Source organism: Allocatenococcus thiocycli (genome assembly GCF_921292965.1).
In the GTDB taxonomy this organism is placed as follows: Bacteria; Pseudomonadota; Gammaproteobacteria; order Enterobacterales; family Vibrionaceae; genus Vibrio; species Vibrio natriegens.
The window spans coordinates 100,415-126,392 of the sequence record NZ_CAKLCK010000015.1; the positions used below are offsets into that span (position 1 = coordinate 100,415).

Annotated in this window: 19 protein-coding genes and 1 pseudogene; 9 read left to right on the forward strand and 11 right to left on the reverse strand. The window is 44.6% G+C overall.

Annotation, left to right across the window (positions count from 1 at the left end):
- The first annotated feature begins 74 nt into the window (after positions 1–74).
- Together L9Q40_RS06355 and L9Q40_RS06360 are read left to right on the forward strand one after the other, a co-directional pair.
- The gene (locus L9Q40_RS06355; protein ID WP_498792746.1) at positions 75–2,021 is read left to right on the forward strand and encodes an ATP-binding protein; all 1,947 of its coding nucleotides are present in this window, start codon (positions 75–77) and stop codon (positions 2,019–2,021) included.
- A gap of 245 nt (positions 2,022–2,266) precedes the next feature.
- Positions 2,267–4,102, forward strand: coding sequence for a DUF7380 domain-containing protein (locus L9Q40_RS06360; protein ID WP_498792748.1), 1,836 nt, complete (start codon positions 2,267–2,269; stop codon positions 4,100–4,102).
- A gap of 38 nt (positions 4,103–4,140) precedes the next feature.
- Here L9Q40_RS06360 and L9Q40_RS06365 read toward each other — a convergent pair whose 3' ends face one another.
- From L9Q40_RS06365 to L9Q40_RS06380, 4 genes are all read right to left on the reverse strand, one after another.
- Positions 4,141–4,314, reverse strand: a complete 174-nt coding sequence (locus tag L9Q40_RS06365) for a hypothetical protein (protein ID WP_165886748.1) — start codon at positions 4,312–4,314, stop codon at positions 4,141–4,143.
- A gap of 175 nt (positions 4,315–4,489) precedes the next feature.
- Positions 4,490–7,354 carry an aminomethyl-transferring glycine dehydrogenase gene (gene gcvP / locus L9Q40_RS06370; RefSeq protein ID WP_498792750.1) on the reverse strand — a complete coding sequence of 955 codons (2,865 nt, stop codon included), beginning with the start codon at positions 7,352–7,354 and terminating at the stop codon, positions 4,490–4,492.
- 112 nt (positions 7,355–7,466) lie between these two features.
- Positions 7,467–7,847: a glycine cleavage system protein GcvH gene (gcvH, locus tag L9Q40_RS06375; RefSeq protein WP_014234303.1), complete on the reverse strand. Its 381-nt coding sequence runs from the start codon at positions 7,845–7,847 to the stop codon at positions 7,467–7,469.
- Positions 7,848–7,883: 36 nt separating this feature from the next.
- On the reverse strand, positions 7,884–9,179 hold the full coding sequence (locus tag L9Q40_RS06380; RefSeq protein ID WP_498792752.1) for a serine hydroxymethyltransferase: 1,296 nt from the start codon (positions 9,177–9,179) through the stop codon (positions 7,884–7,886).
- Between the two features lie 391 nt (positions 9,180–9,570).
- On the opposite strand from L9Q40_RS06380, the gene L9Q40_RS06385 reads away from it, so the two are divergent.
- Both L9Q40_RS06385 and gcvT read left to right on the forward strand, forming a co-directional pair.
- Positions 9,571–10,194, forward strand: coding sequence for a helix-turn-helix domain-containing protein (locus L9Q40_RS06385; protein ID WP_014234301.1), 624 nt, complete (start codon positions 9,571–9,573; stop codon positions 10,192–10,194).
- A 263-nt stretch (positions 10,195–10,457) separates the two neighbouring features.
- Positions 10,458–11,576 carry a glycine cleavage system aminomethyltransferase GcvT gene (gene gcvT, locus L9Q40_RS06390; protein WP_409389568.1) on the forward strand — a complete coding sequence of 373 codons (1,119 nt, stop codon included), beginning with the start codon at positions 10,458–10,460 and terminating at the stop codon, positions 11,574–11,576.
- 117 nt (positions 11,577–11,693) lie between these two features.
- Here gcvT and L9Q40_RS06395 read toward each other — a convergent pair whose 3' ends face one another.
- Positions 11,694–12,419 (reverse strand): TetR/AcrR family transcriptional regulator, encoded by a 726-nt coding sequence (locus L9Q40_RS06395; RefSeq protein ID WP_020334942.1) that lies wholly within the window; start codon positions 12,417–12,419, stop codon positions 11,694–11,696.
- A 159-nt stretch (positions 12,420–12,578) separates the two neighbouring features.
- On the opposite strand from L9Q40_RS06395, the gene L9Q40_RS06400 reads away from it, so the two are divergent.
- From L9Q40_RS06400 to L9Q40_RS06410, 3 genes are read left to right on the forward strand one after another with little or no spacing between them, the layout of a single operon-like run.
- Complete coding sequence (locus L9Q40_RS06400; RefSeq protein WP_498792755.1) at positions 12,579–13,652, forward strand: efflux RND transporter periplasmic adaptor subunit; 1,074 nt, start codon at positions 12,579–12,581, stop codon at positions 13,650–13,652.
- Entirely contained in the window at positions 13,652–14,713 is a 1,062-nt protein-coding gene (locus tag L9Q40_RS06405) for an efflux RND transporter periplasmic adaptor subunit (RefSeq protein ID WP_498792757.1), read from the forward strand. The genes L9Q40_RS06400 and L9Q40_RS06405 overlap by 1 nt, the downstream gene beginning before the upstream one ends.
- On the forward strand, positions 14,713–17,772 hold the full coding sequence (locus L9Q40_RS06410; RefSeq protein WP_498792759.1) for an efflux RND transporter permease subunit: 3,060 nt from the start codon (positions 14,713–14,715) through the stop codon (positions 17,770–17,772). Before L9Q40_RS06405 ends, L9Q40_RS06410 begins: the two co-directional genes overlap by 1 nt.
- Positions 17,773–17,918: 146 nt before the next feature.
- Here L9Q40_RS06410 and fruA read toward each other — a convergent pair whose 3' ends face one another.
- The 3 genes from fruA to fruB are packed head-to-tail and all read right to left on the reverse strand — an operon-like array spanning position 17,919 to position 21,789.
- On the reverse strand, positions 17,919–19,652 hold the full coding sequence (fruA, locus tag L9Q40_RS06415; RefSeq protein WP_020334938.1) for a PTS fructose transporter subunit IIBC: 1,734 nt from the start codon (positions 19,650–19,652) through the stop codon (positions 17,919–17,921).
- A 19-nt stretch (positions 19,653–19,671) separates the two neighbouring features.
- Positions 19,672–20,646, reverse strand: a complete 975-nt coding sequence (gene pfkB / locus L9Q40_RS06420) for a 1-phosphofructokinase (protein ID WP_498792761.1) — start codon at positions 20,644–20,646, stop codon at positions 19,672–19,674.
- A gap of 9 nt (positions 20,647–20,655) precedes the next feature.
- Complete coding sequence (gene fruB / locus L9Q40_RS06425; RefSeq protein ID WP_498792763.1) at positions 20,656–21,789, reverse strand: fused PTS fructose transporter subunit IIA/HPr protein; 1,134 nt, start codon at positions 21,787–21,789, stop codon at positions 20,656–20,658.
- A 377-nt stretch (positions 21,790–22,166) separates the two neighbouring features.
- Between fruB and cra the strand changes: the two genes are divergently transcribed.
- Positions 22,167–23,147, forward strand: coding sequence for a catabolite repressor/activator (gene cra / locus L9Q40_RS06430; RefSeq protein WP_498792765.1), 981 nt, complete (start codon positions 22,167–22,169; stop codon positions 23,145–23,147).
- A gap of 17 nt (positions 23,148–23,164) precedes the next feature.
- Here cra and L9Q40_RS06435 read toward each other — a convergent pair whose 3' ends face one another.
- Positions 23,165–24,118 (reverse strand): endonuclease/exonuclease/phosphatase family protein, encoded by a 954-nt coding sequence (locus tag L9Q40_RS06435; RefSeq protein WP_498792766.1) that lies wholly within the window; start codon positions 24,116–24,118, stop codon positions 23,165–23,167.
- Between the two features lie 192 nt (positions 24,119–24,310).
- Here L9Q40_RS06435 and L9Q40_RS06440 point away from each other — a divergent pair, with 192 nt between their 5' ends.
- The gene (locus tag L9Q40_RS06440; protein WP_020334935.1) at positions 24,311–24,832 is read left to right on the forward strand and encodes an RNA-binding S4 domain-containing protein; all 522 of its coding nucleotides are present in this window, start codon (positions 24,311–24,313) and stop codon (positions 24,830–24,832) included.
- A gap of 64 nt (positions 24,833–24,896) precedes the next feature.
- Here L9Q40_RS06440 and L9Q40_RS06445 read toward each other — a convergent pair whose 3' ends face one another.
- Both L9Q40_RS06445 and L9Q40_RS06450 read right to left on the reverse strand, forming a co-directional pair.
- Entirely contained in the window at positions 24,897–25,817 is a 921-nt protein-coding gene (locus L9Q40_RS06445; RefSeq protein WP_498792768.1) for an amino acid ABC transporter permease, read from the reverse strand.
- 76 nt (positions 25,818–25,893) lie between these two features.
- Positions 25,894–25,978 (reverse strand): annotated as a pseudogene (locus tag L9Q40_RS06450) (transporter substrate-binding domain-containing protein); the annotation flags it as partial.

A 25,978-nucleotide genomic window follows, 5' to 3' on the forward strand; every position in this document is an offset into this window, starting at 1 on the left:
ATAGAATTTTGCGTACCTGCCAGACTTAGTCAGGAAAGAGTATGCTCAGATAAATGTTGTTGGCTGGAAAACTGATGGTTAAGTCCGTAACTTATGAAGAAGATTTCTTGGCTAGAGAAATTGGCTCCATTGCGACTAAAGCAGATGTCGCAATTACTGAATTGATAGCGAATGCTCATGACGCTGGTGCTACGAGAGTTAAGATAATAATTCCAACTGAGATTAATCAAAATTTAGTGGTGGAAGACAATGGGGTCGGGATGACTAACGAACAGTTTGAAGCCCGCTGGATGAGGTTAAGATACGATCGTCATCGTCACCAAGGGCGGTTTGTAGATGTACCAAGTGGAGCAAAGTTAGCTAAGCGACGCCATGCGTTTGGTAGAAATGGAGTCGGTCGTCATGCTGGGCTTTGTTTCAATGATGGTTACGAAGTCGAAACCTGGAGAGACGGTACATCTAATATCTATGAGTTAAGAATAGCTTCTGGTTCCCAACCAATACAAGTTGTTAACGAGTCATATTCAGACAAAGAAGGGCATGGCACAAAGATCAAGGTGCTAGTAGAAAAGAATTTGCCTGATGTAGAAGACATTAGAAATATCATATCGGCTCGATTTTTGTTCAATCCTGAATTTGTAGTAGAAATAAATGGTAAACAAGTACAGTTAGCTGAACACCCAGGCTATGTTAAAGAGACAACAATAACGCCAATGCCGAACATCAGTATTAAGCTGACATTAGTTGATTCATCTGCTACTTCTCGCACTGCTGGTCAACACGGTGTTTCATTTTGGCTTGGAGGCAGGTTATTGGGAGATCCTTCATGGTCAATAAGCGGACACCAAGTAATGGATGGGAGAAAATCTTTTGCTAAAAGGTATACATTAATTGCTGAATCAGAAGACCTGTTTGATTATGTTCATCCTGACTGGTCAGGTTTCAAACCAGACTTTTCTACTGTCGAGCTTATAGCAGATCAGATTTCTAACTTCGTAAAGGCAACATATCTTGAAGTTTCTCGTCAACAAATTGAAAGCAGAAAAAGAGAAGTAATAAATCACCATAAGCGAGAAATAAAGGATTTACCCACGTTAGCGCGACAAGAGTTATATGCATTCATCGATCAAATATTGGAAGAAAGTCCTGATATCAAGATTGAGTTACTAGAGTTAGCCTTCAGAGCTGCTTTAAACCTTGAAAAGTCTCGCTCAGGAGTATCGTTGCTCTACAAGCTAACCCATATTTCAATGACTGATACTGTCGCGCTTAATCAGTTTTTGGAAGAGTGGAGTGTGAGCGACGCAATGGAAATTCTTTCTGAGATAGATTCAAGACTAAAAGTTATTGAAGCAATAAGTCGATTATCCAGCGATAAGACTGTAGATGAGCTTCATACACTCCATCCGTTGATCGAAAAGGCTAGATGGGTTTTTGGCCCAGAGTTTGATACTCCCGAATATGCAAGCAACAAAGGGTTAGTAAAAACGATGCAAACGGTTTTTAAAAGAGATTTCGAAGCAAAGCAGTTTGAGAATCCCCGAAAGAGACCAGATATCGTAGTCGGAGAACGCTCGACAATTAGCGCATTAGGTCTAGAGGGCTTTGAAGGGGAAATTAAGAAAACCCAAAAAGTGCTTATTATCGAGTTGAAGAAAGGTGGATTTGAAATAGGTCGAGATGAAATGCATCAGGCTAAGTGCTATGTAGAAGATATTCTACATGCAGGAGTAGGATCAAATAAACCATTCATAAAAGCCTATGTTGTTGGCGATACGATTAATTCACGAACGAGTAGCTATCAAAGTGTTGGTGACAATCCAGAATCTTTAGATGGTGAAATACGTGCAATGACTTACGGTGAATTGATTAGAACCGCAGAGGCAAGGTTGTTTGCTCTCAGAGAAACAGTTGAAAACCGCTATGAAGGATTGGAAAAAGATGATTTGTTGTGTGAATTGCTAAATTTACCAGATCAACAAAGCACTTTTAATTTTGATCAAGAGAAAGAAACTGCTTAGCAGAGTCAAGAAAGTTTTGCTCCGCAAGTCGTGGGCTGGTTTTTCTCTGCATTCCGCTGTGCGTAAGAGGCCATAGTTGAGTTATGGGTAAACTTATTAAGAGACCCGTTAGTAACATTAAGCGAAGACGGGATGTAAAAAGAAAACGTACACGTAAACTTGAAGCTATGAATAGAAAGCAAAGGTGTGAGAACACCCGTCATATTCGTTGCGAAAGACCTAATGAATCGATAGGAAGTCACGTAGTGAACAACTCAAGTCAACCATATAGTTGCACTGCATTTATTGACTGTGCATGGACTTACGAACTAGCCATTGATGAGCACTACGGGTACTCATCTATAATGCAAAGCTTAACAGCACTAGAGAGAGAAAAAGCTAAGCTAGGTTATTCAGACCAAGCCCGAGTACTTAACTTGTTAAGTCGCTCTGCATCTATGATGCTAGTTCCCCATAGTGTAAATGAGCCTTTTAAGCCATATTTTCAAGACTTTGAAAGAGGCAGGCGTTCAGCTATGCCAGAAGACTTTACTGAGGAAGAATTAACTTTTCTGGAAGAAATTTTGAGTGACGTTGCGGAACCGTGGTTAAAGTCTAGGTTATTAGATCTTCTATGGCTTTGTAAAAAACCGAGGAATCCAGAACATGCAAGACTTGCAGTTGATGTATATATCTCTCATGGAATTGACGCAGAAAGCTGGAATCGAGGGGTAAAGGAATGTTGGGAACGTGCTGCTAGATTATGTATGCAGATCAGAGATTTTGACCGTTTAGATGGAATTAAAAATCAACTCATAAATGCGTTTCACCTGGAATATCCAGCGAACAAATTCATGACGTTATGGCTTTCAAAGTTGATGGATTGCTTGAAAATTGATTCTGAATTTTTGGATGACATTGCTACTAAGCTATTTGAATGCGGTAAAACTTTATCTAGATCTTCCGATTTTCCTGCTGCTAGATCTTACTTCGATCTGGCATCTCAAAAGTACAAGCAATCTGGTGATGAAAGAGCTTGGCTGGACTCTTTGGTTGCTCTAGCTGCGAGTTATGAGCATGAAGCCGATATGCGCTTGGAAGAAAGTAGTATGGTTGCGAATTCGTTATTTGAAAATGCCGTTCAAGCCTATAGGCTTGTTCCTACTAAGTTTCGTGACGAATATGACATTAGTAATACAATAAAAAGAATTAGAACTAAAATATCTGAATCTGGGAGAGCATCATTAGATGAAATGGGAGTGATTCGCTCCCCTTCTGTAGATATTTCGGATGACGTAGCTACATCTAAAGCTCATGTTTCAGGGAAACAGACTTTAGAGAGAGCACTGTTGTATTTTGTTGGACTATACTCTGGCCCCAATAAACGTATTTTGGAATCTAATGCCCAAGAGGCGATGCGAACGAGCGGTATTAGTAGCCTTTTTGGTTCGACACACATGAGCACTGATGGGAGAGTTGTCGGAATAACGCCTCCTCTAAATCTACAATCAGGTGAGGATGACCCTGCAAACCAAGCAGTTGTGAATCGACAAGTTCAACAACACTTTGATATAGAGATACAATTTGTTGTTGAAGGTAAAATTATCCCTGCTTTGCAACAGATACTTATGGAATATAGAGTGACGAAAGAACTAATGGTCAGTCTCTGTTATCAATCACCAATTGTTCCTGAGGGACGAGAACAGCTTCTTGGTAACGCACTATGGTTTGGCTTTGAGTATGATTTTGGAGTAGCTATCCATTTACTTTGTCCGCAAGTTGAGCACATCGTACGTACTAAGCTTAAAGAAGTTGGTGCTCATACTAGTAATATTGATCGTAATGGCATAGAAAATGAAAATGGCCTGAGCACATTGATGGAGTTACCAGAAGCGGTTGAAGTTTTTGGAGAGGATTTATGCTTTGAGGTAGGTAGCATTTTTACGGACTCTCTGGGGGCGAATTTAAGAAATGAGGTCGCGCACGGTTTATTAAGTGACGATTCAGCTTCATCAATTTCATCTATTTATGCATGGTGGTTGGTACTGAGATTAGTCTTGCATTCATTTTATCAACTAAGTAGTGCAGGAGAGTTCTCATGAGTATTAGTTTAATGTCACTCAGATTGCTTGTTATCACATTATCTACGTATTTTACTGTGGGCTTTTAACACATCTTCATTTACCACATGGTTAGGTTTTTTGTGTTGGTTACATTCAACTTGTTTTGCTGCTGCGTTAGCTGCTTTGGCGAAAAGAGCAGCTTCCTCTGGAGTGTAAGCTTTCCGAGTTTTCCTTGATTTAACGTTAGTCATTGCTGAGTTCCTAGCATCAAAAATATGACACCATATTAGACTAAAAACTGTGCAAAGAGAAAAGGCGAACCAAATGGTTCGCCTTTTGTTATTCAAGTTAGTTTCCAACTTAGTTATCGGTTTCCAACTCGGTTATCACAGTTTCCAACTTGGTTATCTGTGATCAACAACGAAATTAGTCTTCATAGTTCTCAATGCTTGGGCACGAGCAGATTAGGTTACGGTCACCGTAAACGTTATCTACGCGGTTCACTGTTGGCCAGTATTTCCAAGACTTAGTCGCTTTCGATGGGAAACAGCCTAGCTCACGAGAGTAAGGGCGATCCCATTCTGCTGCTGAAAGATCAACTTGAGTGTGTGGAGCGTTAACTAGAGGGTTGTTCTCTAGTGGCCACTCACCGTTTTTCACTTTTGTCATCTCTTCGCGGATTGCGATCATTGCCTCACAGAAGCGGTCTAGCTCTTCCAAATCTTCTGATTCAGTTGGTTCAACCATCAGTGTACCAGCAACTGGGAATGACATTGTAGGCGCGTGGAAACCGTAGTCCATTAGACGCTTCGCGATGTCTTCTTCGCTGATACCTGTTTCTTCTTTAAGCGGACGAATATCAACGATACATTCGTGCGCTACGCGGCCATTTTTACCACGGTAAAGAATTGGGTAGTGTGGACGCAAACGCTCCATCACGTAGTTGGCGTTAAGAATCGCAACTTTAGTCGCTTCTTGTAGGCCAGCTTCACCCATCATCGCGATGTAAGCCCATGAGATAGGCAGGATAGATGCGCTACCCATATCTGCTGCAGAAACCGCTAGCTCTTTACCTTCAACACCGTTCTCGATGTGACCTGGTAGGAAAGGTGCCAGGTGAGATTTAACACCGATAGGACCCATACCTGGACCACCACCACCGTGAGGGATACAGAAGGTTTTGTGTAGGTTCAAGTGAGAAACGTCAGAGCCGATGAAACCTGGAGAGGTTAGGGCAACCTGTGCGTTCATGTTAGCGCCGTCCAGGTAAACCTGACCACCTGCTGCATGAACCATTTCACATACTTCTTTCACGTGCTCTTCGTATACGCCGTGCGTAGAAGGGTAAGTGATCATGATGCTTGATAGGTTGTCTTTGTGTTTCTCAATTTTCGCTGCTAGGTCAGTCATGTCGATGTTGCCATCTTCATCACATTTAACCACAACGACTTTCATTGATACCATTGACGCTGTCGCTGGGTTAGTACCGTGCGCAGAGCTTGGGATCAAGCATACGTTACGGTGACCTTCGCCACGGCTGTCGTGGTAGCGTTGAATCGCGATAAGGCCCGCGTATTCACCAGACGCACCAGAGTTTGGCTGTAGAGAGAAATCATCGTAACCAGTGATTTCACATAGCTTCTCTTTAAGATCTTTAGCTAGCGCAGAGTAACCTGCCGCTTGCTCTAGAGGAGCGAATGGGTGGATAGAACCAAACTCAGGCCAAGTAACAGGGATCATCTCTGCTGCTGCGTTCAGTTTCATCGTACAGCTGCCCAGCGGGATCATACCGTGAGTCAGTGAGAAGTCTTTGTTCTCTAGCTGTTTCAGGTAACGCATCATTTGCGTTTCGCTGTGGTGCGTGTTGAATACTGGGTGAGTCAGGAACTTAGACGTACGACGTAGCGCTTCAGGAATAGCAGCAAACTCGTTGGTTGCGATTTCAGAAGACAGAGCGTTAACATCTTGTTGAACACCAAACACGTCAAATAGAGCGTTGATGTCGTCAGTAGTTGTTGTTTCGTCGAAGCTGATACCTAGTTTGCCGTCAAGCTTACGTAGGTTGATGTCTGCCGCTTGTGCTTTCGCGTAAAGCTCTTCAGTTTTGCCATCAGTATTGATAGTGATGGTATCGAAGAAGCTATTGTGAGCAAGCTCGTAGCCAGACTTAGTCAGACCAGCAGCCAGAATCGCAGTCATGTGGTGAGTGCGACGAGCAATCGTGCGTAGACCTTCTGCGCCGTGGAATACCGCGTAGAAAGATGCCATGTTCGCTAGTAGTGCTTGCGCAGTACAGATGTTTGATGTCGCTTTTTCACGGCGGATGTGCTGTTCACGCGTTTGCATCGCCATACGCAGTGCTTGGTTGCCGTTTACATCGATAGAAACACCGATTACACGACCAGGCATTGTACGCTTATGCTTGTCACGAGTTGCCATGAATGCTGCGTGTGGACCGCCGTAACCCATAGGTACGCCGAAACGCTGAGCTGAACCAATAACCACGTCTGCACCCATTTCACCTGCTGGTTTCAGCAGAGTAGAGGCAAGTAGGTCAGTAGCAACCGTTACTAATGTTTTGTTAGCTTGTGCTTTCGCGATGATGTCCGTTAAATCACGTACTTCACCTGTTGTACCTGGGTACTGAACTAGCGCACCAAATACGTCTTGTTCTGGTAGTGATTCAAGTGAACCAACGAGTACTTCAAAGCCAATGTATTTCGCACGAGTTTTTACAACTTCTAGAGTTTGTGGGTGAACATCGTCAGCCACGAAGAATACGTTACTCTTGCTCTTACCTGCACGCTTACATAGCGTCATCGCTTCAGCTGCTGCCGTTGCTTCATCAAGAAGAGAAGCGTTCGCGATTTCCATACCAGTTAGGTCCATGACCATTTGTTGGTAGTTCAGAAGCGCTTCCAGACGACCTTGAGAGATCTCTGGTTGGTAAGGAGTGTAAGCTGTGTACCAGCCTGGGTTTTCTAGTACGTTACGTAGAATGACATTTGGCGTGAAGGTGTTGTAGTAACCTTGGCCGATGAACGTACGTTTAATTTGGTTTTGGTCAGCGAATTTGCGCATCGCAACCAGCATGTCCGCTTCGCTTTTCGCTTCTGCTAGTGCTAGTGGCCTTTCTAGGCGAATTTGTGCTGGAACCGTTTCTTCGATAAGTGCGTCAAGGTTAGCAACATTGATCGCATCCAACATTTTTTGTTGGTCAGATTTGTTTGGGCCGTTGTGGCGAGCAACGAACTCATTTTGTGTGCTGAGGCTTTGAAGTAATTCAGTCATTGTCCTTTACCTACTCCATCGTTCGGGTAACGTATCGGGTCGTTACTGATATGGTCCGAACATTGAAAAAAAGCTGCCTTCCAGGCGGGGGCAGCTTTGCAAATCTTCCTAATTACTCTTCTTCAATTGAGTTTAGGTATTCTTCTGCGTCTTTTAGGTTGTCTAGTTCTGATGGGTCAGACATCTTAACTTTAACAATCCAGCCGCCTTCATATGGTTCTTCGTTGATTAGCTCTGGGCTATCTTCAAGCTCTTCGTTGATTTCTACAACTTCACCGCTGATAGGTGCGTAGATATCTGAAGCTGCTTTTACAGACTCAACAAGAGAGAAGCTATCGCCAGCTTCAATTTCGTCTTCCACGTCTGGTAGGTCAACGAATACTACGTCACCAAGCATTTCTTGTGCGTGCTCAGAAATACCGATAGTTACTGTGCCATCGCCATTATCACGTACCCACTCGTGGCTATCTGCAAACTTCAATGTGTTGTCCATTGCTTAATCTCCAAAAAATAACTGCGTTTAAATTGTTTATTGGTAAAGAGGGAATCGGCCGCACAGTGCTTTCACTTCTTTGCGAACGCGCTGTTCTACTTCTGCGTTACCTTCAGGGTTTTCTACTAACCCATCCAATACATCGCCAATCCAATTACCGATGAGCTTGAATTCTTCTTCGCCAAAGCCGCGGCTTGTGCCAGCTGGTGTACCCAAACGGATACCCGATGTAATCATAGGCTTCTCTGAGTCAAATGGGATGCCATTTTTATTACATGTGATTCCCGCACGCTCGAGAGCTTCTTCTGCTTTGTTACCTTTCAAACCCTTAGGGCGAAGGTCAACCAGCATTAGGTGAGTATCGGTTCCGCCAGTCACAATGTCGCAACCGCGAGTCTGCAATACTTCAGCTAATACTTTTGCGTTATTGATCACTGAATTGATATAAGTTTTGAACTCAGGGCCAAGCGCTTCACCAAATGCGACGGCTTTTGCAGCAATAACGTGCATTAGCGGGCCACCTTGAAGGCCAGGGAATACCGCTGAGTTGATTTTCTTAATGATGTCTTCGTGGTTGGTTAAGATCATGCCGCCACGTGGACCACGCAATGTTTTGTGCGTTGTTGTCGTTACAACGTGTGCGTGTGGTAGTGGGCTTGGGTGAGCACCAGTCGCGATAAGACCTGCGATGTGTGCCATATCAACCATTAGAATGGCTTCAACTTCGTCTGCAATTTCGCGGAACTTAGCGAAGTCGATAGTACGTGGAATCGCACTACCACCAGCAATGATCATTTTTGGTTTGTGCTCAAGCGCAAGAGCACGAACATCTTCGTAATTAATTTCTAGTGTTTCGCGGTCAACACCGTACTGAACGGCATTGAACCATTTACCTGATAGAGCAGGGCGTGCGCCGTGAGTAAGGTGGCCACCCGCGTCTAATGACATACCTAAAATGGTGTCACCTGGCTGAAGAAGAGCCAGTTTTACTGCGCCGTTCGCCTGAGCACCTGAGTGAGGTTGAACGTTTGCGTATTCGCAACTAAAAAGTTTTTTCGCACGTTCGATAGCGATTGCCTCAACCGTATCAACGTGTTCACAACCACCGTAGTAACGACGGCCAGGGTAACCTTCAGCGTATTTATTTGTTAGGCAAGTGCCTTGAGCTTGCATTACCGCTTTAGACACAATGTTCTCAGAAGCGATAAGTTCGATTTGTTCGTTTTGGCGAGCGAATTCCGCCTGAATTCCAGCAAAGACAGCATCATCTGTCGCAGAGAGGTTGGTAGAGAAAAAGTTTTCCAAGCTGTGGTTAGGGTAACTCTTGTTCATGGTAGTTGACCTTCCAAATCTGAAAATGAACCCGCATAGATTGAATTATTGGTTTGCGGTTAGGTTCATTTGTCCTCAAAACAGCTGAACTGCATAGCAGAACAGAGCGAACATCCAGCCCTAAAAGTGGGCAAAAACTCCGTCGAATCGTGCGTTACTAATCCAATCTCTCACGCCTAATCGTTTACGGAAAAGTGCATCTCTACATCTAACAAGGCTGTAACATAACGCTTGGGACGGGAACAATCAACAAAAAATTTCCTATAGGAAACACGTTTGCGATTTTTGTTAACGAGAGCACACTTTAATTAACCTGGTGGACTTTTATCCATTATACGGTTCATGCACAATGCATATAGGGAGAGAGATAAGAACAATTACAGAGGGAATTATGGCAGGAAGTATTTATGATGAGTATCCATCGATGACGCTTGCGAAAGACAATCATGATGAGAGTATCGAGCCTTTAAAGCTTGGGCAGCGTATTAAAGATATTCGCTCAAAGCTGGGTATTACACTTGAAGAGGCGAGCCAAAGAACCGGTCTGGCACGTTCTACACTTAGTAAAATAGAAAACGAGCAGATTTCTCCTACCTTTCAGGCGATGCAAAAATTGGCGCTTGGTTTGCAAATAGATATGCCTCAACTGTTTGAACCACCAAGAAAAAAAGTCGCAACAGGGCGTAGGGATGTTACTCGTAAGAATGAAGGTAAACCTCACCCGACTCAAACCTACGAGCACGAACTACTTGCTACTCAACTTTCCAATAAGAAAATGATGCCCTTCAAAAGCCAGATCCGTGCCCGACACTTTGATGAGTACAAAGACTGGGTTCGTCATGACGGTGAAGAGTTCCTGCTTATCTTATCTGGCGAAGTAAAGTTCTACTCTGAGTTCTATGAACCTGTGGTTCTGTGTGAAGGCGACAGTGTTTACTATGATGCGAACATGGGACACATGTTGACCAGTGTTAGTGAAGAAGATGCACAAATATTGTGGGTCACCGCTAAGTAGTGATAAAAAATTGTAAATTTCCTATAGTGAAAGCAAACGATTGCTATCGGTTGTAAATTCGTTAAAATGGCGCTCAGTTGATGATCTATCACTCAATTGAGCGCCTTTTTTAGCCTTTTGTTGTGATTGAAATGTTAAAAGTCACACTTTTGAAAGCCAACAGTCGTCTTGTTCGTGCAAAATTGGATCAAGCGTGTTTATTATTGGAAACATAGAAAGCGAATGCTGACAGCATTCTCGGGTCTATCTAAATGGAGACGAAAATGACTCAAGAACTTCTGAAAACACCACTGCATGCACTTCATATTGAAGTTGGCGCAAAAATGGTCCCGTTCGCGGGTTACGATATGCCTGTCCAGTACCCACTAGGCGTTAAGAAGGAACACTTACATACGCGTGATGCCGCGGGCCTGTTTGATGTTTCTCACATGGGACAACTTCGTTTGATTGGTGAGGGTGCAGCAGCATTCCTAGAGACATTGGTTCCTGTAGATATCATTGACTTGCCGCAAGGTAACCAACGCTATGCTTTCTTTACCAATGAGCAAGGCGGAATCATGGATGACCTAATGGTAGCAAACCAGGGTGATCATCTGTTCGTTGTGGTTAACGCTGCTTGTAAAGAGCAAGATATTGCTCACCTTAAAGCTCACCTTCCTGCTGATGTTGAACTTGAAATCATCGAAGATCGCGCTCTACTAGCACTTCAAGGTCCAAAAGCGGCTGAAGTACTTAAACGCTTTAATGCTGAAGTAGCAGATATGCTGTTTATGGACGTGAAGAAACTCGAAATTCTTGGCGTTGAATGTATCGTAAGCCGTAGCGGTTACACGGGCGAAGATGGTTATGAAATCTCAGTACCAAACTCTCACGCTGAAGAGCTAGCTCGTAAACTTACAGCGGAAGCTGAAGTTGAGTGGATTGGTCTTGGCGCACGCGATTCACTGCGTTTGGAATGTGGTCTATGCCTGTACGGTCACGACCTAGATACGACGACAACTCCTGTAGAAGCAAGCCTACTTTGGGGTATTCAAAAAGTTCGTCGCATTGGTGGTGAGCGTGAAGGTGGTTTCCCTGGCGCAGACATCATTCTTAAGCAAATTGAGACCAAAGATGTCGCGCGCAAACGTGTTGGCCTGGTTGGTCAAACTAAAGCACCAGTTCGTGAAGGCGCTGAACTTTTTGACGCTGACGGTAATCAAATTGGCGTTGTGACCAGCGGTACAGCAGGCCCTAACGCGGGTAAACCAGTTTCAATGGGTTATGTGCGTGCAGACTTAGCTGCTATTGGTACAGAGTTGTTCGCTGAAGTTCGTGGCAAAATGCTACCGATGACGGTAGAAAAAATGCCGTTTGTTCCTCAGCGTTACTACCGTGGCTAATTAGATTAGATAAAAAAATGCCGGGCTGTTTAGTCCGGCATTTTTTTTACTATTAACGAAGGTTTGAGTTTAATCGCCAGCCAGGGCTGAATTCATTCTTATCCGTCAGCAAATTGTTTAGCTCGCGGCTTCATCAATGTTACAACACATGTCGATAACGATATCTTCCAATCTAGTCGGGTGAAGCATGTCTTCTTTCTTAATGCTGAACTGGCTTGCGATGATCGTGTTGAATAGTTCCCAGTGCTTTAACACCATTTTTTCTCTGTCATCAGCAATTTCTGGCCATGTTTGCTGCATCATTGGTGCTAGTGAAGTTGCACCATGAGCAAACAAGAGCATTTGCCATTTAGATTCCCAGTGATCGACCTGCGCGTCAGGGTATTCGCGGTTGTACTCTTCAAAAATGCCAGAGAAAATCGCGCCAAACTCTTCTTTTGATCGCAAGAAATAATCAAACAGCGCATTGTCATCTTGACGGATAGCATCCGCGATCATTTGTATAGGATGTGGGTTGATTAACGTAAACGCCAACATACGCACCGTAAATAGGTAAATCTTTTTGTTAGAAGGCGTATCTTCGGGCATTTGGTTGAGCAGTTCGGCCATGTAGTCTTGCAAGTACTCATCCATCGCATCACTAACTGCTTGCCAGATTTTTTCTTTACTGCCGAAATGATGTCGGATCAAGCTATGTGAGACCCCCGCTTTTTCACTGATGTTTCTTAGCGAAACTCGCGAGTAACCAAGTTCGCAAAACATATCTGCAGCAACCTTCAGAATGACACATTTCGTGTGTTCCGCTGCTTCAGCACTTCGTCTGCCTTGCTTTCTCTCATTCATAGTTCGACATTTCCCGAATAATAATCAACGCGTTACTTTTACCAGAAACTTGCCTATTTGACTAATTTATTTACTGCACAAATGGAAAATATGTTGATCTATATCTAAATGAGAATATACTGCACAACTGTGTAGTAAAATTGAATTTGGAGATAACGGGTGCGTAAACAATATCTAAAACGCATTTTGGTTGGCGCAGTAATGACTATAAGTCTTTCTGGACTGCTGACTGGATGCAATAAAGCCATATCAGAGCCGTCAGAACCTTTGATTAAACCCGTGAAGTTGCTCGCGGTTAAGGATTTGACTGTGGCTGATTCCGATGCTTTTCTCGCTCAAATAGATGCAACACATCGTGCACAGTTGTCGTTTCAGGTCGGTGGTGAAGTTGAACAGTTGCTAGTCAGAATGGGTCACGATGTCAAAAAGGGCGACGTGTTAGCAACGTTGGATCCGAAAGACCTTCAATTGGCGCTGAATTCCGCCCAAGCGCAATTCTCACTTGCACAAACGCAGTGGCAACGCGCTAAGAGTCTATACAAGAAAAAGCTGATCAGTACTGACGAGTACGACCAAAAAGAAACGCAATATAAAGCGGCTTTAGCGAACTTCGAACAGGCAAAAACCGATTTAAGCTACACAAAGATCCATGCACCTTTCGATGGTGTTGTCTCTTATACGTATGTGAAACCTTTTCAGGTTGTAGGTGAGAAACAGGAAATTCTGAATCTGATTGACAACAGTACCTTGGATGTTTCTTTTACATTACCGGTAACTTACGCAGAGTCTGTATCGCTTGCTTCTTTAAAGGAAGCACACATGTGGGTGACGATGGATAGCGAACCGAACAAACGCATTCCGGGTAAATTCAAAGAAATTTCAACGCAACCTAATTCCGATACCAATAGCTATGAAGCGATTGTGACCATCGCTCGTCCTTCTGAGCGCAACTTGCTTACAGGTATGACAGGCCAAGTGCATATCGCGAAACAGAATGTCTCTAACTCAGTGATATTACCTCAGTCAGCATGGGTGAGTAAGGGCATTGACCAAGGTGAGGTTTGGGTAATGGACGGTGAAACACAACAAGTAAGTAAGGTGACATTGTCACTTGGCGACAGTGGTAGCGTTGAATCCGGACTAAAAAGTGATGATTACGTTGTTATTGCTGGTGTTGAACACTTAGTCGAAGGTCAGGTAGTTAAAGCTTGGGTTCGAGAGGGAGGTATTTAATGAAAGGTAAGTTGTTTACGGTTTCTGCTATCGCGCTTGCGGTCCTGACTGGTTGCCAAGGCGATACCCAAAAGGCTTCTGAACATTCACTGTATGTTTCATCCGTATCAGTTGGTGCGCCAGTGAAAAGCCAGTTCAGAGCTTTTAAAGGGATTGTGGTTCCGGCTGAACAGACTCCAATCGCGTTCCGGCTCGCGGGTGAAATTCAGCATGTTCTCGTAAAAGCGGGTGATGTGGTTAAACAAGGCCAAATGCTCGCCAAGCTCGATGACAGTCAAGAAAAGCAAGCAATCAACGATGCGGAAGCTCAATACACGTTGGCCATTCGCCAATTGAAGCGTGGTACAGATTTATATGATCGCCAAATGATTTCAAAAGCGGAACTGGACGAACTGACCGCGAATAAAGAATTAGCAGAAGCCAATTTCTATAGTGCGACCAACCAGTTGAACTACACGCGTCTTTTTGCGCCGTTTTCGGGCAAGGTATCTGACGTTTATAAAGAACGTTTCGAGCAAGTTGGTGCGGGAGAAACGGTACTTAATCTTTATCAAAACAACATGGTGTATGTGCGCATAGAACTCTCAGACAACGTTTTAGCGCTCGTGAATCCGAACACTGAGAATGTGAACTACAAACCTAGTGCGATATTCTCTGGCGATACGAAATCTTACTTGTTGGATTACCTGGAGTATACGAGTGAGCCGAACGCCAATACTCAGACTTATGAAATGTATCTCACGATGCCTCAACCTGAAAAAGAAATCTTACCAGGTACAAGCGTTAGCGTAATGGTTGATATGGTCGAAGCGGGCATCACGTCGATTGATGGTTACAGTATTCCCGTTACGGCGCTGCAAGCAGGCAGTCACAGCAATGAGTTTTTTGTGTGGAAAATGAAGGATGGCAACGTCACTAAGGTGCCTGTTGCTGTTTCACAAGTAAACGGTCAAGGAGCCATTGTCTCATCCGGCGTCAGCAGCGGTGATGTATTGGTTAACTCAAACTTACGTAAATTACGTGAAGGCAAACATGTGGAAGTGGTGGAGAAGGGACGATAATGAACATTGCTGAGTATTCCATAAAAAATAAAGTCATCAGTTGGCTGTTCATTGTTATTCTCGCCATTGGTGGTATCACCTCATTCCTTGAGCTTGGCCGGCTGGAAGATCCGGCGTTCACCATCAAAGAAGCGATGATCATCTCCACTTATCCAGGGGCAACATCGAAGGAAGTGGAAGAAGAACTCACTTATCCGCTGGAAAAAGAGATTCGTAAACTACCGTATATCGACTTCATTACCTCAACGTCGTCGGATGGCATGTCACAAATAATGGTCAGCATGAAGATGGACTATGGTCCAGACGAGCTGCCACAAATTTGGGACGAAATGCGCCGTAAGATTAATGATCTGCAACCAAATTTACCGCAAGGGGTGCAATCTCTTCAGATCATTGATGATTTCGGTGACGTGTACGGTGTGATGCTGATGTTAACGGGTGACGACTATAACTATGTCGAACTCAAACGCTATGCTGACCACTTAACCCGTGAATTAGAGTTGATCGAAGGGATCGGTAAAGTTGATATTAGTGGCGACCAACAGGAGATGTTTTTTGTCGAGATTTCGTTAGATCGCCTTGCGTCTTTAAACATTGATATGAACGTGGTCGCGAACTTGCTGAACCAGCAAAATAGTGTGGTGTCTGCAGGTGAGGTGATGGTTAATGGCGAAAGCCTTATTATCCGTCCAAGCGGTGCACTGAATACCGTAGAAGCTCTGGGAAATCTGATCATTCATGGCCGAGATACTGGCAACCTGATCCGCTTAAAGGATGTCGCGACGATTTCACGTGGCATTCAGGAAAAACCAAGCAACGTGATCTTGTTTAACGGGAAGAAAGCGATCAACATCGCTATCTCTTTTGCGTCTGGTGTCAATGTGGTCGAAGTCGGTGAACGTATTGATGCTGAGCTAAGCAACCTAGAGACCATTAAGCCGGCTGGCATTGATTTGAGCTACTTCTACAATCAGGCACAAGAGGTGGATCAGTCCGTTAAAGCTTTCGTCATTAGTTTGGCCGAAGCGGTTGCGATCGTAATCATCGTTCTGCTGTTTACCATGGGGTTACGTAGCGGTGTCATCATCGGTGCCGTACTTCTATTGACGGTGTTTGGTACGTTTATCCTTATGAACTACTACAACATCGAGCTTCATCGAATTTCTCTCGGTGCTTTGATCATTGCGTTGGGTATGCTGGTTGATAATGCGATTGTTGTTGTTGAAGGTATTCTCGTTGGTCTAAAGAAAGGGCGTTCAAAGGTTCAATCTGCCGTAGATATTGTAAAGCAGACTCAGTGGCCGCTGTTAGGGGCGACCGTGATCGCCATTACGGCATTCGCACCAATCGGGCTTTCGCAAGATGCGACGGGTGAGTTCATGGGCTCGTTGTTTTGGGTGCTTTGCTTCTCGTTGTTCCTGAGCTGGGTAACGGCTATTACGCTGACTCCGTTTTTAGCCAACCTTTTATTAAAAGAAGAAGATAAAGAAGTCGGTGATGAAGACCAAGATCCTTACAAAGGTTGGTTGTTTGTCGCATTCGGAGCGTTACTCAAAGTTGCTCTGCGTTTTAGATGGTTGACCGTAGCCGCTATGGTGGCATTACTCGTGGGTGCAGTTGTGGCGTTTGGTAACGTTAAACAGCAATTCTTCCCGCCATCTAACACGCCGATGTTTTACGTGGATATGTGGATGCCTGAAGGCACTGATATCCGCGAAACAACGAAAAAAGCAGAAATAGTTGAAAGTTTCATTCGAGAACAAGACGATATAGATTTTGTGTCGGTATCAATCGGTCAAGGTATGCAGCGTTTTGTGTTGACTTACCAGCCCGAGAGAAGCTACGAAGCTTATGCTCAGTTTCAGGTTAGGGCAACGGATCGCGAGAATATGTTCACGCTTTTGGATACGTTGGATGCCAACTTAGCCAAGAAGTTTAACGAGCCGACATTCCAGTTTAAGTTGATGGAGTTTGGTCCATCGCCAGCGTCTAAAATTGAGGCGAGAATTACTGGCCCAGATCCACAGGTACTTAGAGATTTGGCGGTCAAAGTAGAAGACATTTTACATACCGACCCTGGTGCGAGAAACATTCGTCATGACTGGCGTGAGCGCACTAAAGAGCTCGTTCCGGCATTTAATGAGTCGAAGGCGCGTCGATTGGGTATTTCGAAAGAAGATCTATCAGGCACATTACAGATGGCATTTGGTGGTCGCGCATTAGGTTATTTACGAGACGGAACACACACTCTGCCAATCCTGACCCGACTCCCAGAAGAAGAGCGTGTGGATTTTGAATCTCTGCAAAATGTGAACATTTGGAGCCCATCGCTGCAAACTTACATCCCCGTTGATCAAATCATCGATGGTGTGAAGTTAGATTGGAATGAACCATTGATTCAACGCCGTGACCGTAAGCGTACTTTGACGGTATTGGCAGATCACGATGTGCTGAGTGAAGATACCGCAGCAAGTTTGTTTGCTCGTGTGCAACCTAAAGTGATGGCTTTACATCTACCTGATGGCTACGAAATTACATGGGGTGGGGAATATGAGTCATCGAAAGATGCACAAGATGCCTTGTTCGGCTCACTGCCGATGGGTTATTTGCTGATGTTCATCATTACCATCTTACTGTTTAACTCGGTCAAAAAGCCGCTGGTTATTTGGTTTACGGTGCCGTTATCCATTATTGGTGTGTCATTCGGTTTATTGGCGACAAATATGCCTTTCAGCTTCACCGCTTTCTTGGGCTTATTAAGTTTGAGCGGGATGATACTGAAAAACGGTATTGTGTTACTCGATCAAATTAACCTTGAATTGGCATCAGGAAAAGATCCTTATCTCGCTATTGTAGATAGTGCGATCAGCCGTGTACGCCCGGTAAGCATGGCGGCTGTGACGACCATTTTAGGTATGATTCCCCTTGTTTTTGATGCCTTCTTTGGCTCAATGGCGATAACGATTATGGCAGGGCTTGGTTTTGCTACTGTACTGACACTGATAGTAGTGCCAGTGATGTTTGCAATTCTTTTTAGGATAAACTCGACCGCTGCATAAGGCTCCTGACTAATATTTAGTCAGACTCCTGCCTAGCCCTGAGAGATTTTCTCAGGGCTTTTTTTGTATCAAAGCCAGATAAAAAAACGCCTCTCTCAACCGGAACATGAGAGAGGCGTAAGATGCCGGGGGGCTTTAAAAGAATATTAAGCAGTAACTTCTTGCTTTGCTTCTGCTTTGTTTTTTAGGAATGCGTATGTGAAACCTGTTACCGCAGTACCTGCAGCAATCGCAACCAGGTACATTAGTACTGGAGTGATTGCGTTAGGGATAAGCAGTACAAACAGGCCACCGTGTGGTGCCATAAGTTTTGCACCAAACAGCATAGAAAGTGCACCTGTTAACGCACCACCTGCCATACAAGCAGGGATAACGCGCATTGGATCTTTTGCTGCGAACGGAATAGCACCTTCAGAGATGAAGCATAAGCCCAGTACAAATGATGCTTTACCCGCTTCGCGCTCACTCTCTTCAAATTTGTTCTTAGCCAGGAATGTAGCCAGACCCATACCCAGAGCCGGAACCATACCAGCAGCCATAATTGCCGCCATTGGTGCGTAAGTTTGAGAAGCCAGTAGACCAACACCGAATGCATAAGCTGCTTTGTTTACCGGGCCTCCCAAGTCGAAACACATCATTGCGCCAAGGATAATACCTAGCAGAACTGCGCGGTCTGAGCCCATGTTGTTTAGGAATTCAGTCAAACCGTTCATGATCCCTGCAACCGGACCACCAACGATGTAGATCATTACTAAACCAGTAAACAGGGTAGCAACGAAAGGAATGATAAGAATCGGTTTTAGTGCTTCCATAGATTGTGGCAGTGATACTTTATCAGCCAGTAGTTTCGCCGAGTAACCCGCAATGAAACCTGCTGCGATACCGCCTAAGAAACCTGAACCGATAGAACTAGCCAGCATACCGCCAACCAAACCTGGAGCCAGGCCCGGACGGTCTGCAATTGAGAAGGCAATGAAACCTGCAAGAACCGGAATCATAAGCGCGAACGCAGAACCACCACCGATATTCATCAGTGCAGCGGCCATAGTACCTTCTTCTTTAAAGGCTTCGATACCGAACACGAAGGATAGGGCAATGATCAAACCACCTGCAACTACCACAGGAAGCATGTGCGATACGCCTGTCATCAGGTGTTTGTACACGCCTTTTTTCTCTTCAGTTGCAGACTCACTAGAAGAGCCAGAGTGCTGGTAAACCGTCGCCTGTTCAAAGGCTTTGTCCATTTCTTCTGCTGTTTTCTTAAGTGCTGGACCAGTCTTAGTACGGTACATTTTCTTACCGTTAAAGCGATCTAGTGGCACTTCGATATCTGCTGCGATGATTACTAAATCCGCTTCTTCGATCTCTTGCGCGGTTAGCTGGTTTTTAGCACCGACAGAGCCACGAGTTTCCACTTTGATTTGGTGTCCACGACGTTTGCCTTCTTCATCCAGCGCTTCTGCTGCCATAAAGGTATGAGCAACACCTGTCGGACAAGCTGTGATAGCAACAATTTTCTTCACAGAGGACGCGGTGCTTTCTGCTGGCGCTGAAACGGTTGTCGCTTGTTCCAGAACACTTGCGCTCTCTACAGCAGTTTGCAGAAATGCCTCGGCATCTTTAGCGACTGCACCTATCTCGGCTTGATAGACTTTTTTGCCTACGAAACGAGAAGTATCTACCGGCGTATTCGCGGCGATGATGATAGCTTCAGCCTGTTCAATGTCAGCGTCTGTAAGTAAATTAGGTTCGATGATGCTCGATTGACATTCAATCTTTGCATTCCATCCCAGTTTAGTCGCTGCTTGATCGAGTAGTCCTGCTGCCAAGATGCTGTTTGCAACACCACTTGGACAGGCTGTAATAATGGCAATATTCATACTGATAACCTTCTGTTCCTTAGTTATTGTCTAAGTTTGTATTAGAGTTAAGCTCGCTCACTTGAGTTTGTAGCTTAATGTTCTCCAGTTCTTCCTGACTGGTAAGTCCAACGCCCACCTGACTCACTGCTAAAGCAGAAAGTGCTGTGGCGAAGCGTAATAATTCTTTCTTTGGCATGACTTGCATGTGGCCCCAACACAGCCCAGCAACAAGTGTGTCACCTGCGCCTACGGTACTGACCACATTCATTCTCGGTGGTTGTGCACGTAGCCACTCACCTTGATTGAGCCACATCACACCATTCGCTCCCATAGAAACGACGATGTTTTCAATTCCTTTATCAGCCAGCGATTGTGCCGCTTGTTGACATTGTTCCGGCGTTTCGAGGTGCTGACCAACAAAGTCACTCAGCTCTTCGTCGTTAGGCTTGATAAGCCAAGGGTGCGCATCAATACCCGCACTCAAAGCCGCTTTACTGCTATCAAACAGAACTTTTTTTCCAAGCTGGTGCAGTTTTTCGATCCAAGCGGCGCATAGTTCAGGAGTCACGCCACCCGGAAGGCTACCTGCGAGTACAAAGTAGTCGTGCGTCTCTGCAAGACGGAAAAGCGTATCTTCGAAACGAGCGATGTCTTCAGCTGTAACCTGAACGCCCGGGAAGTTGATGTCACTGACTTCGCCGTTTGATTCAACGAGTTTTACGTTGATTCGGGTAGAGCCTTCAACTTCGATAAACTCGTCTTTAACGTCAATCTCTGCAAATAGCTGGTGGAAAAGCTCTGGATTATCTTTACCCAAGAATCCGGTTACGGTTACGTCTGCGCCTAAATCACTCAGCACTTTCGCCACGTTCACACCTTTACCGGCAGCATGGAGGTTGCTTTGTTTCACTAGGCTTACTGAGCCCACTTTTAACGCCTCAACCGAGCCTGTAAGGTCTAGCGCTGGATTCAGTGTGATCGTGACGGCTTTGTTTGTTTTTGTGCTAGTCATAACCGCCCCTTAACCTTCACCAAGGCCAGATGCGATTGCGTTACCGATTGATTCAAGTGCTTGAGCGGCATCTGGGCCTTCAGCAGAGAACTGAAGTTGGTGGCCGTGTTTCACACCCAAGGCGATAACTTTCATTAAGCTTTTCGCGTTTACTGTTTTTCCGTCACCGTCTAGGTTAGACACCTGAATTTTTGACTCGAATTTTTTAGCTTCTGCAACCAGCATTGCACCTGGACGAGCGTGCAGACCATGCGAGTTTTTGATTTTGAACACTGCTGTGTTTCCGTCTCCAGAAGCAGCAGGCGCCATTTCCTCACCTTTAAACAGAGCAAGAACCTGTTCTGCAGATGCGTCGAGTAATTTGCCGTGTTCTTTGTTGAACACAAGCTGAGAAAGCGTATTTAGAATAGGCTGGTGAGCGTTGTTGCAAGCGGCAAAAGCAACCAATGCTCGTACTGGTTGACCTTCGTAGTTACAGTCGTTCGCCGTTGAAACAAAAGAAACGCCTGTACGGGTTACTTGTTTGTTGCTTCCTACTAGCCATAGGCCATTACCAAGGTGAGTTGGCGCTTTAGTTACAAGGTCCGCAACAAACTCTTTGTCCGCACAACCCGTATTTTTAAGTAGTCCGCCAGCGACTGCGCTCATTTGAACCATATCGCTAGCAGGGAAATTGAGCTGAATAAGTGACGCGTCGAAGTCAGCTTCTAGCTGAACATCACCATGAAGTAGGGCGATAATATCATCTTCGCTTTTTGCTGTGCGCAGGCGTTCTTCGACACCATCAGCACCCAGAACTTTTGTAAGCTGTTTAAGGATACCAAGGTGTTCGTCTGACTTGGCCGCGATACCAATAGCAACGAATACGGTATTACCGTCTCCCCATTCAACGCCTTCAGGGAAGTGATGTACCGCGACACCAGTGGTTTTAACCATTGAGCGAGTGTCGGTCGTTCCGTGCGGTATCGCAATGCCATTGCCTAAAAAGGTAGAATTTTGGTTTTCGCGATTAAGCATGCCTTCTACATAACCTTGCTCAACCAAACCTTTTTCAGTCAGGCTCTGGGCAATGCTTTTGATTGCTTCAAACTTATCTGTTGCAGATTGCGATAGGGTAATGTCGTTCTTACTTAGCTTAAGCATGGTGCTCTCCAGCATTAAGGTGTCAATTTAAAATTCATTTCGGTTGTGCTGCTTTACGTCGTCTTAAAGATGATGGCGTTAGCGCCCAACATTTCTTGTCTAATTTATTTGTTTTTATGTTTAGCTGAAACGATTCAGCAGTGCGTTAAATTTTTTAAGAACTTCAGCAAAACTATTTAAATCAATCGTTAATTTTCGTTCTTATAATCCTAGACCATGTGGCTGACAATTGCCGTGTTTTGGTGATTTAGGTCAATTTTTAGGTTTTTGCTGAATCCTTTCAGCTTTTATACTGAATCGGTTCAGCATATAATTCAACTTATCGTCGGATCATTGATGTATTAATATGATCACGCGCACAGAATAAGGTTAACAATATGACACTGGATGAAATAGCCAAACTGGCAGGCGTTTCGAAGACAACTGCGAGCTATGTAATCAACGGGAAAGCGCAGAAATACCGAATAAGCGAAAAAACGCAAAAGCGAGTCATGGCGGTTGTCGATGAACACAACTACAAGCCAGATCATGCGGCTTCCGCTTTACGAGCGGGTAACTCACGTTCGTTTGGGCTTATCGTTCCAGATTTGGAAAACACCAGTTACGCTCGTTTAGCAAAACTTATCGAACAAAACTCGCGTAAAGCGGGGTACCAAATTTTAATCGGCTGTTCTGATGACGATCCGGAAACCGAGCAAAAGGTTGCTGAAGCGTTGATCAGTCGTCGGATTGATGCGCTGTTTGTTGCGAGCGGTATGCCAAATGCCAACGAGTTTTATCTCAAATTGCAAAACTCAGGGACACCAGTGATTGCACTCGACCGTCCCATGGATGACGAGCATTTTTGCTGCATACTGAGTGAAGATTTTGATGCCGCGCTGGAGCTAACCGAATCGGTACTGTCAAACGAGATAAACTCTGTCGGATTGATCGGTGCATTGCCTGATTTACAAATCTCTAAGGAGCGTGAATTAGGCTTCCGTTCAGCATGTCAGCAAGGAAATAAAACGGTTCAGGTCGGCTATGGCCAGCAGTTCTCTCGAGAAGAAGGTAAAAAGGTGTTAGAGAAATGGTTGGCTGACGATCATCTTCCTGATGCTGTTGTCACCACGTCTTACACCTTACTTGAAGGTGTTTTAGACATGATGCTGGAAAAGCCAGATTTAATGAGCAAAGTGCGTTTAGCGACGTTTGGTGATAATCGTCTACTGGACTTTCTCTCTGTAAAAATTAACTCCTTGCCTCAGCAATTCGAAGTCATTGCGGACAGTGCAATGGAACTCGCATTGAATGCTTCTGCAAAACGTTATAAGCCTGGAGTGGAGCTGATTCCTCGTAAGATAGTGAAGCGTCAGTAATAATTGGTCCGCCAATACTACAATTTAACCTCTACCGTCAGTGCGACAAATGCATGGTCGCTGGCGTACTTATCCCTCTCAAAAGAGGGATTAATCAAATGCTGATCTAACACTTGATAGTCAACGACGTCGGCGACTGAGACATCAGAATGTTCATCAAACTCTTGTGACAGCAGTATGTAGTCGAGCACATTGCCTTTAGAAAAATGATAGTGGGTTGCAGGGCGATCGTTGAGCGTCGGTGACACTTGTAAATCCCAGCCATCTCTGATCTGTAATTCAGTGACGCTGTCACTAAAAGTTTCAGTTAATACGCTGTTTACGCCGTTGATTGTGATGGGTTGATTCATATCACCCATTAAAACCGTCGGCATCGGTGCGTTTTTGTATTGATTCTGCATTGAATCTCGAAGCATGGCGGCTTCCCATCCCCGTTGCTGCGTTGATAACCAGCGTGCCAATACGCGGCTTGCGTCTTCAGCGTTATTTGAATCTGCAGGACGTTGCGACTTCAAATGTACAACGTAGACCGCGATATGACCAAGTGTCGGATGCACAATCTGCGCGTAAATTGGCTTACGGCTAAATTCTGGTGAAGCATTAATCTCAAATGGGATCAGCGAGCGTTGATCAAACGTGACGGGTTGAACTTGTTCTATCGGAAAGCGAGAAGCGATCGCGACTACCGGATGGGTGTAAATGTATTCGTCTTCTACTTGAGGTGTATCGACAGTGGCAAAGTAGGGGTACCCAATGCTTTTAAAAAATGACTTCGTTTCTTCGATACTGAACACTTCCTGCAAGCCAATGATGTCAGGTTCGAGTTTTTCAATTTGATTTTGCGTCCAGGCAAGCTTTCCTTGCCATTGTTCATGAGAATAAATGTTCTCAAAGTCGTAATAGGCATTTGGTGGAGCAATAAAATTAAATAGGTTCGCCGTAACAAAAGTTATCTGGCTTGGTCTGGACAAAATGCGTTCTCGTTTTAGAAATTATCTGGACAGTATATACATAAGACTTTGTCTGTTGCAGGTTTAATCCGCGAAGTTAACACAAACAGCACGTTAAAATTTAGTCTGTGACTCCTGCAAAATTACGCTGAGGTATCTATTTCCCGGCAATCCGTTTAAACTCCCGATCAACAAGTTAAATGAGTAAACGACATGACCCAAGACTACGAACGCGAAGCCTATTTAGATAACGAAGAGTTAGAAGGCGAAGAGATAGAAATCGAAGCGATAGGTATCGAAGTTGATGCCCACCCAATCGAGTTGTATAAGCTTTTCAAAATCGCAAACTTGGTAAGTGGTGGCGGTGAAGCCAAGCACATCATTGATGAAGGTTATGTCGCAGTCAACGGTGAGCTTGAAACGAGAAAGCGCCGAAAAATGTACGATGGCGATTTTTTCGAGTTCAATCAAGAGTACTACGTTGTTGTTTGCGACGCGCCAGTCACGGAACCTGAAGCGAAAGAAGCAAAGCCTAAGCAAGCTCCGCAAAAGCAGCAAAGTAAACCTCAGCCTTCGTCAAACAAGCCAAAAGCGGCAAGCAAGCCGAATAAATCGAATCAGAATAAAGGTAATAAGGCGACTAAACCGAAAAATAGCAAGAAAGCCGCTACGGAAAACAAGCCAAAGCCAAGCCGCGATCCGAAAAGCGGACGTAACTCTATCGATTTCTTCTGATAAGGTTTCGATGATGATGACAAGCGCCGACATTACGTTCGGCGCTTTTTCGTTGTGTGTTTGATTAGTAAGAATATGACTTTGATTTTTTCTCTACATAGCGAAAAAACAGCGAAAGCCCAAAGCAGACGATGAAGTAGGTGAACCCTACGAACAACCAAATCTCAAATATATAACCTGACGAATTCGCCATCTCAGTTCCAACAAACGTCATCTCCTGGATAGAAATAAGAGAGACAATCGAGGTGTCTTTGACTAACGAAATGGTTTGACCGGCGAGTGCAGGGGTGATCGCTTTAAGCACTTGCGGGGCGATGACAAAGCGGTATTTTATCCAGCGTGACAGGCCCAAAGAGTCTGCGGCTTCCCATTGACCTTGTTCGATACTCTGCAAGCCCGCACGAACGACTTCCGCGATGTATGCCGATGAGAGTAATCCAACACAAAGTACGCCAGATGCGAGATTTTCCCAAAGCTGTGCGGGACCAAATAAAACGTGTTGGAGTGAATTAGGCTCACCTTGATAGTTGCGTAATAGCGAATCTAAACCAAGCAGCGGGATCAATTGGTTAGAAATAAAAAAGTAGAAGATAAATACAAACACCAAAGGTGGAATATTTCTAACTAACTGGATAAACGCGTTGGCTGGCGTGCGTAGCCAAACAGCATTTGAGAAGCGAGCCAATCCAAGCAGCGTTCCCAGCACTAATGCAAAGGTAAGGCCCCAAAGGCTCAGCCTTAGTGTAGAGATCAAACCCTGAAAAAAGTAAGGGAGACTGCCATCAGCTCTTGGGGTAAAGAGTAGATTGAATGCTTCCGACCAGTGCCAAATGTAGTTGATACCAATGGTTGAGCGATAGTAGAGCCAGAAACCGACGATTGCACAAATAGCCACTAACACTACGTCGAGCAAGCGAAAGCGTGCCAATATCGAATCTGATCGAGTTTTGCTTGGTGCCATTCGAGTGCTCGTTTGTCCGCTCAAATTTATTGTCTCCAATTCTTTTTTATTTTTAGACCGAGGCTCGTTTCACAGTGAGCCTCGTTTCAGCCACGCAAAATTATTGACCTTGTGCGACTTGATCCTGCCAATCTAGTGTTGAGAACCAGTACTCATAACGTTCTTTCAACCAACCATCTTGAGTA

Coding starts and splice junctions, on each gene's coding strand:
- L9Q40_RS06355 (WP_498792746.1), top strand. CDS start 75: ATGGTTAAGTCCGTAACTTATGAAGAAGATTTCTTGGCTAGAGAAATT.
- L9Q40_RS06365 (WP_165886748.1), bottom strand. CDS start 4,314: ATGACTAACGTTAAATCAAGGAAAACTCGGAAAGCTTACACTCCAGAG.
- gcvP (WP_498792750.1), bottom strand. CDS start 7,354: ATGACTGAATTACTTCAAAGCCTCAGCACACAAAATGAGTTCGTTGCT.
- gcvH (WP_014234303.1), bottom strand. CDS start 7,847: ATGGACAACACATTGAAGTTTGCAGATAGCCACGAGTGGGTACGTGAT.
- L9Q40_RS06380 (WP_498792752.1), bottom strand. CDS start 9,179: ATGAACAAGAGTTACCCTAACCACAGCTTGGAAAACTTTTTCTCTACC.
- L9Q40_RS06385 (WP_014234301.1), top strand. CDS start 9,571: ATGGCAGGAAGTATTTATGATGAGTATCCATCGATGACGCTTGCGAAA.
- gcvT (WP_409389568.1), top strand. CDS start 10,458: ATGACTCAAGAACTTCTGAAAACACCACTGCATGCACTTCATATTGAA.
- L9Q40_RS06395 (WP_020334942.1), bottom strand. CDS start 12,419: ATGAATGAGAGAAAGCAAGGCAGACGAAGTGCTGAAGCAGCGGAACAC.
- L9Q40_RS06405 (WP_498792757.1), top strand. CDS start 13,652: ATGAAAGGTAAGTTGTTTACGGTTTCTGCTATCGCGCTTGCGGTCCTG.
- L9Q40_RS06410 (WP_498792759.1), top strand. CDS start 14,713: ATGAACATTGCTGAGTATTCCATAAAAAATAAAGTCATCAGTTGGCTG.
- fruA (WP_020334938.1), bottom strand. CDS start 19,652: ATGAATATTGCCATTATTACAGCCTGTCCAAGTGGTGTTGCAAACAGC.
- pfkB (WP_498792761.1), bottom strand. CDS start 20,646: ATGACTAGCACAAAAACAAACAAAGCCGTCACGATCACACTGAATCCA.
- fruB (WP_498792763.1), bottom strand. CDS start 21,789: ATGCTTAAGCTAAGTAAGAACGACATTACCCTATCGCAATCTGCAACA.
- cra (WP_498792765.1), top strand. CDS start 22,167: ATGACACTGGATGAAATAGCCAAACTGGCAGGCGTTTCGAAGACAACT.
- L9Q40_RS06440 (WP_020334935.1), top strand. CDS start 24,311: ATGACCCAAGACTACGAACGCGAAGCCTATTTAGATAACGAAGAGTTA.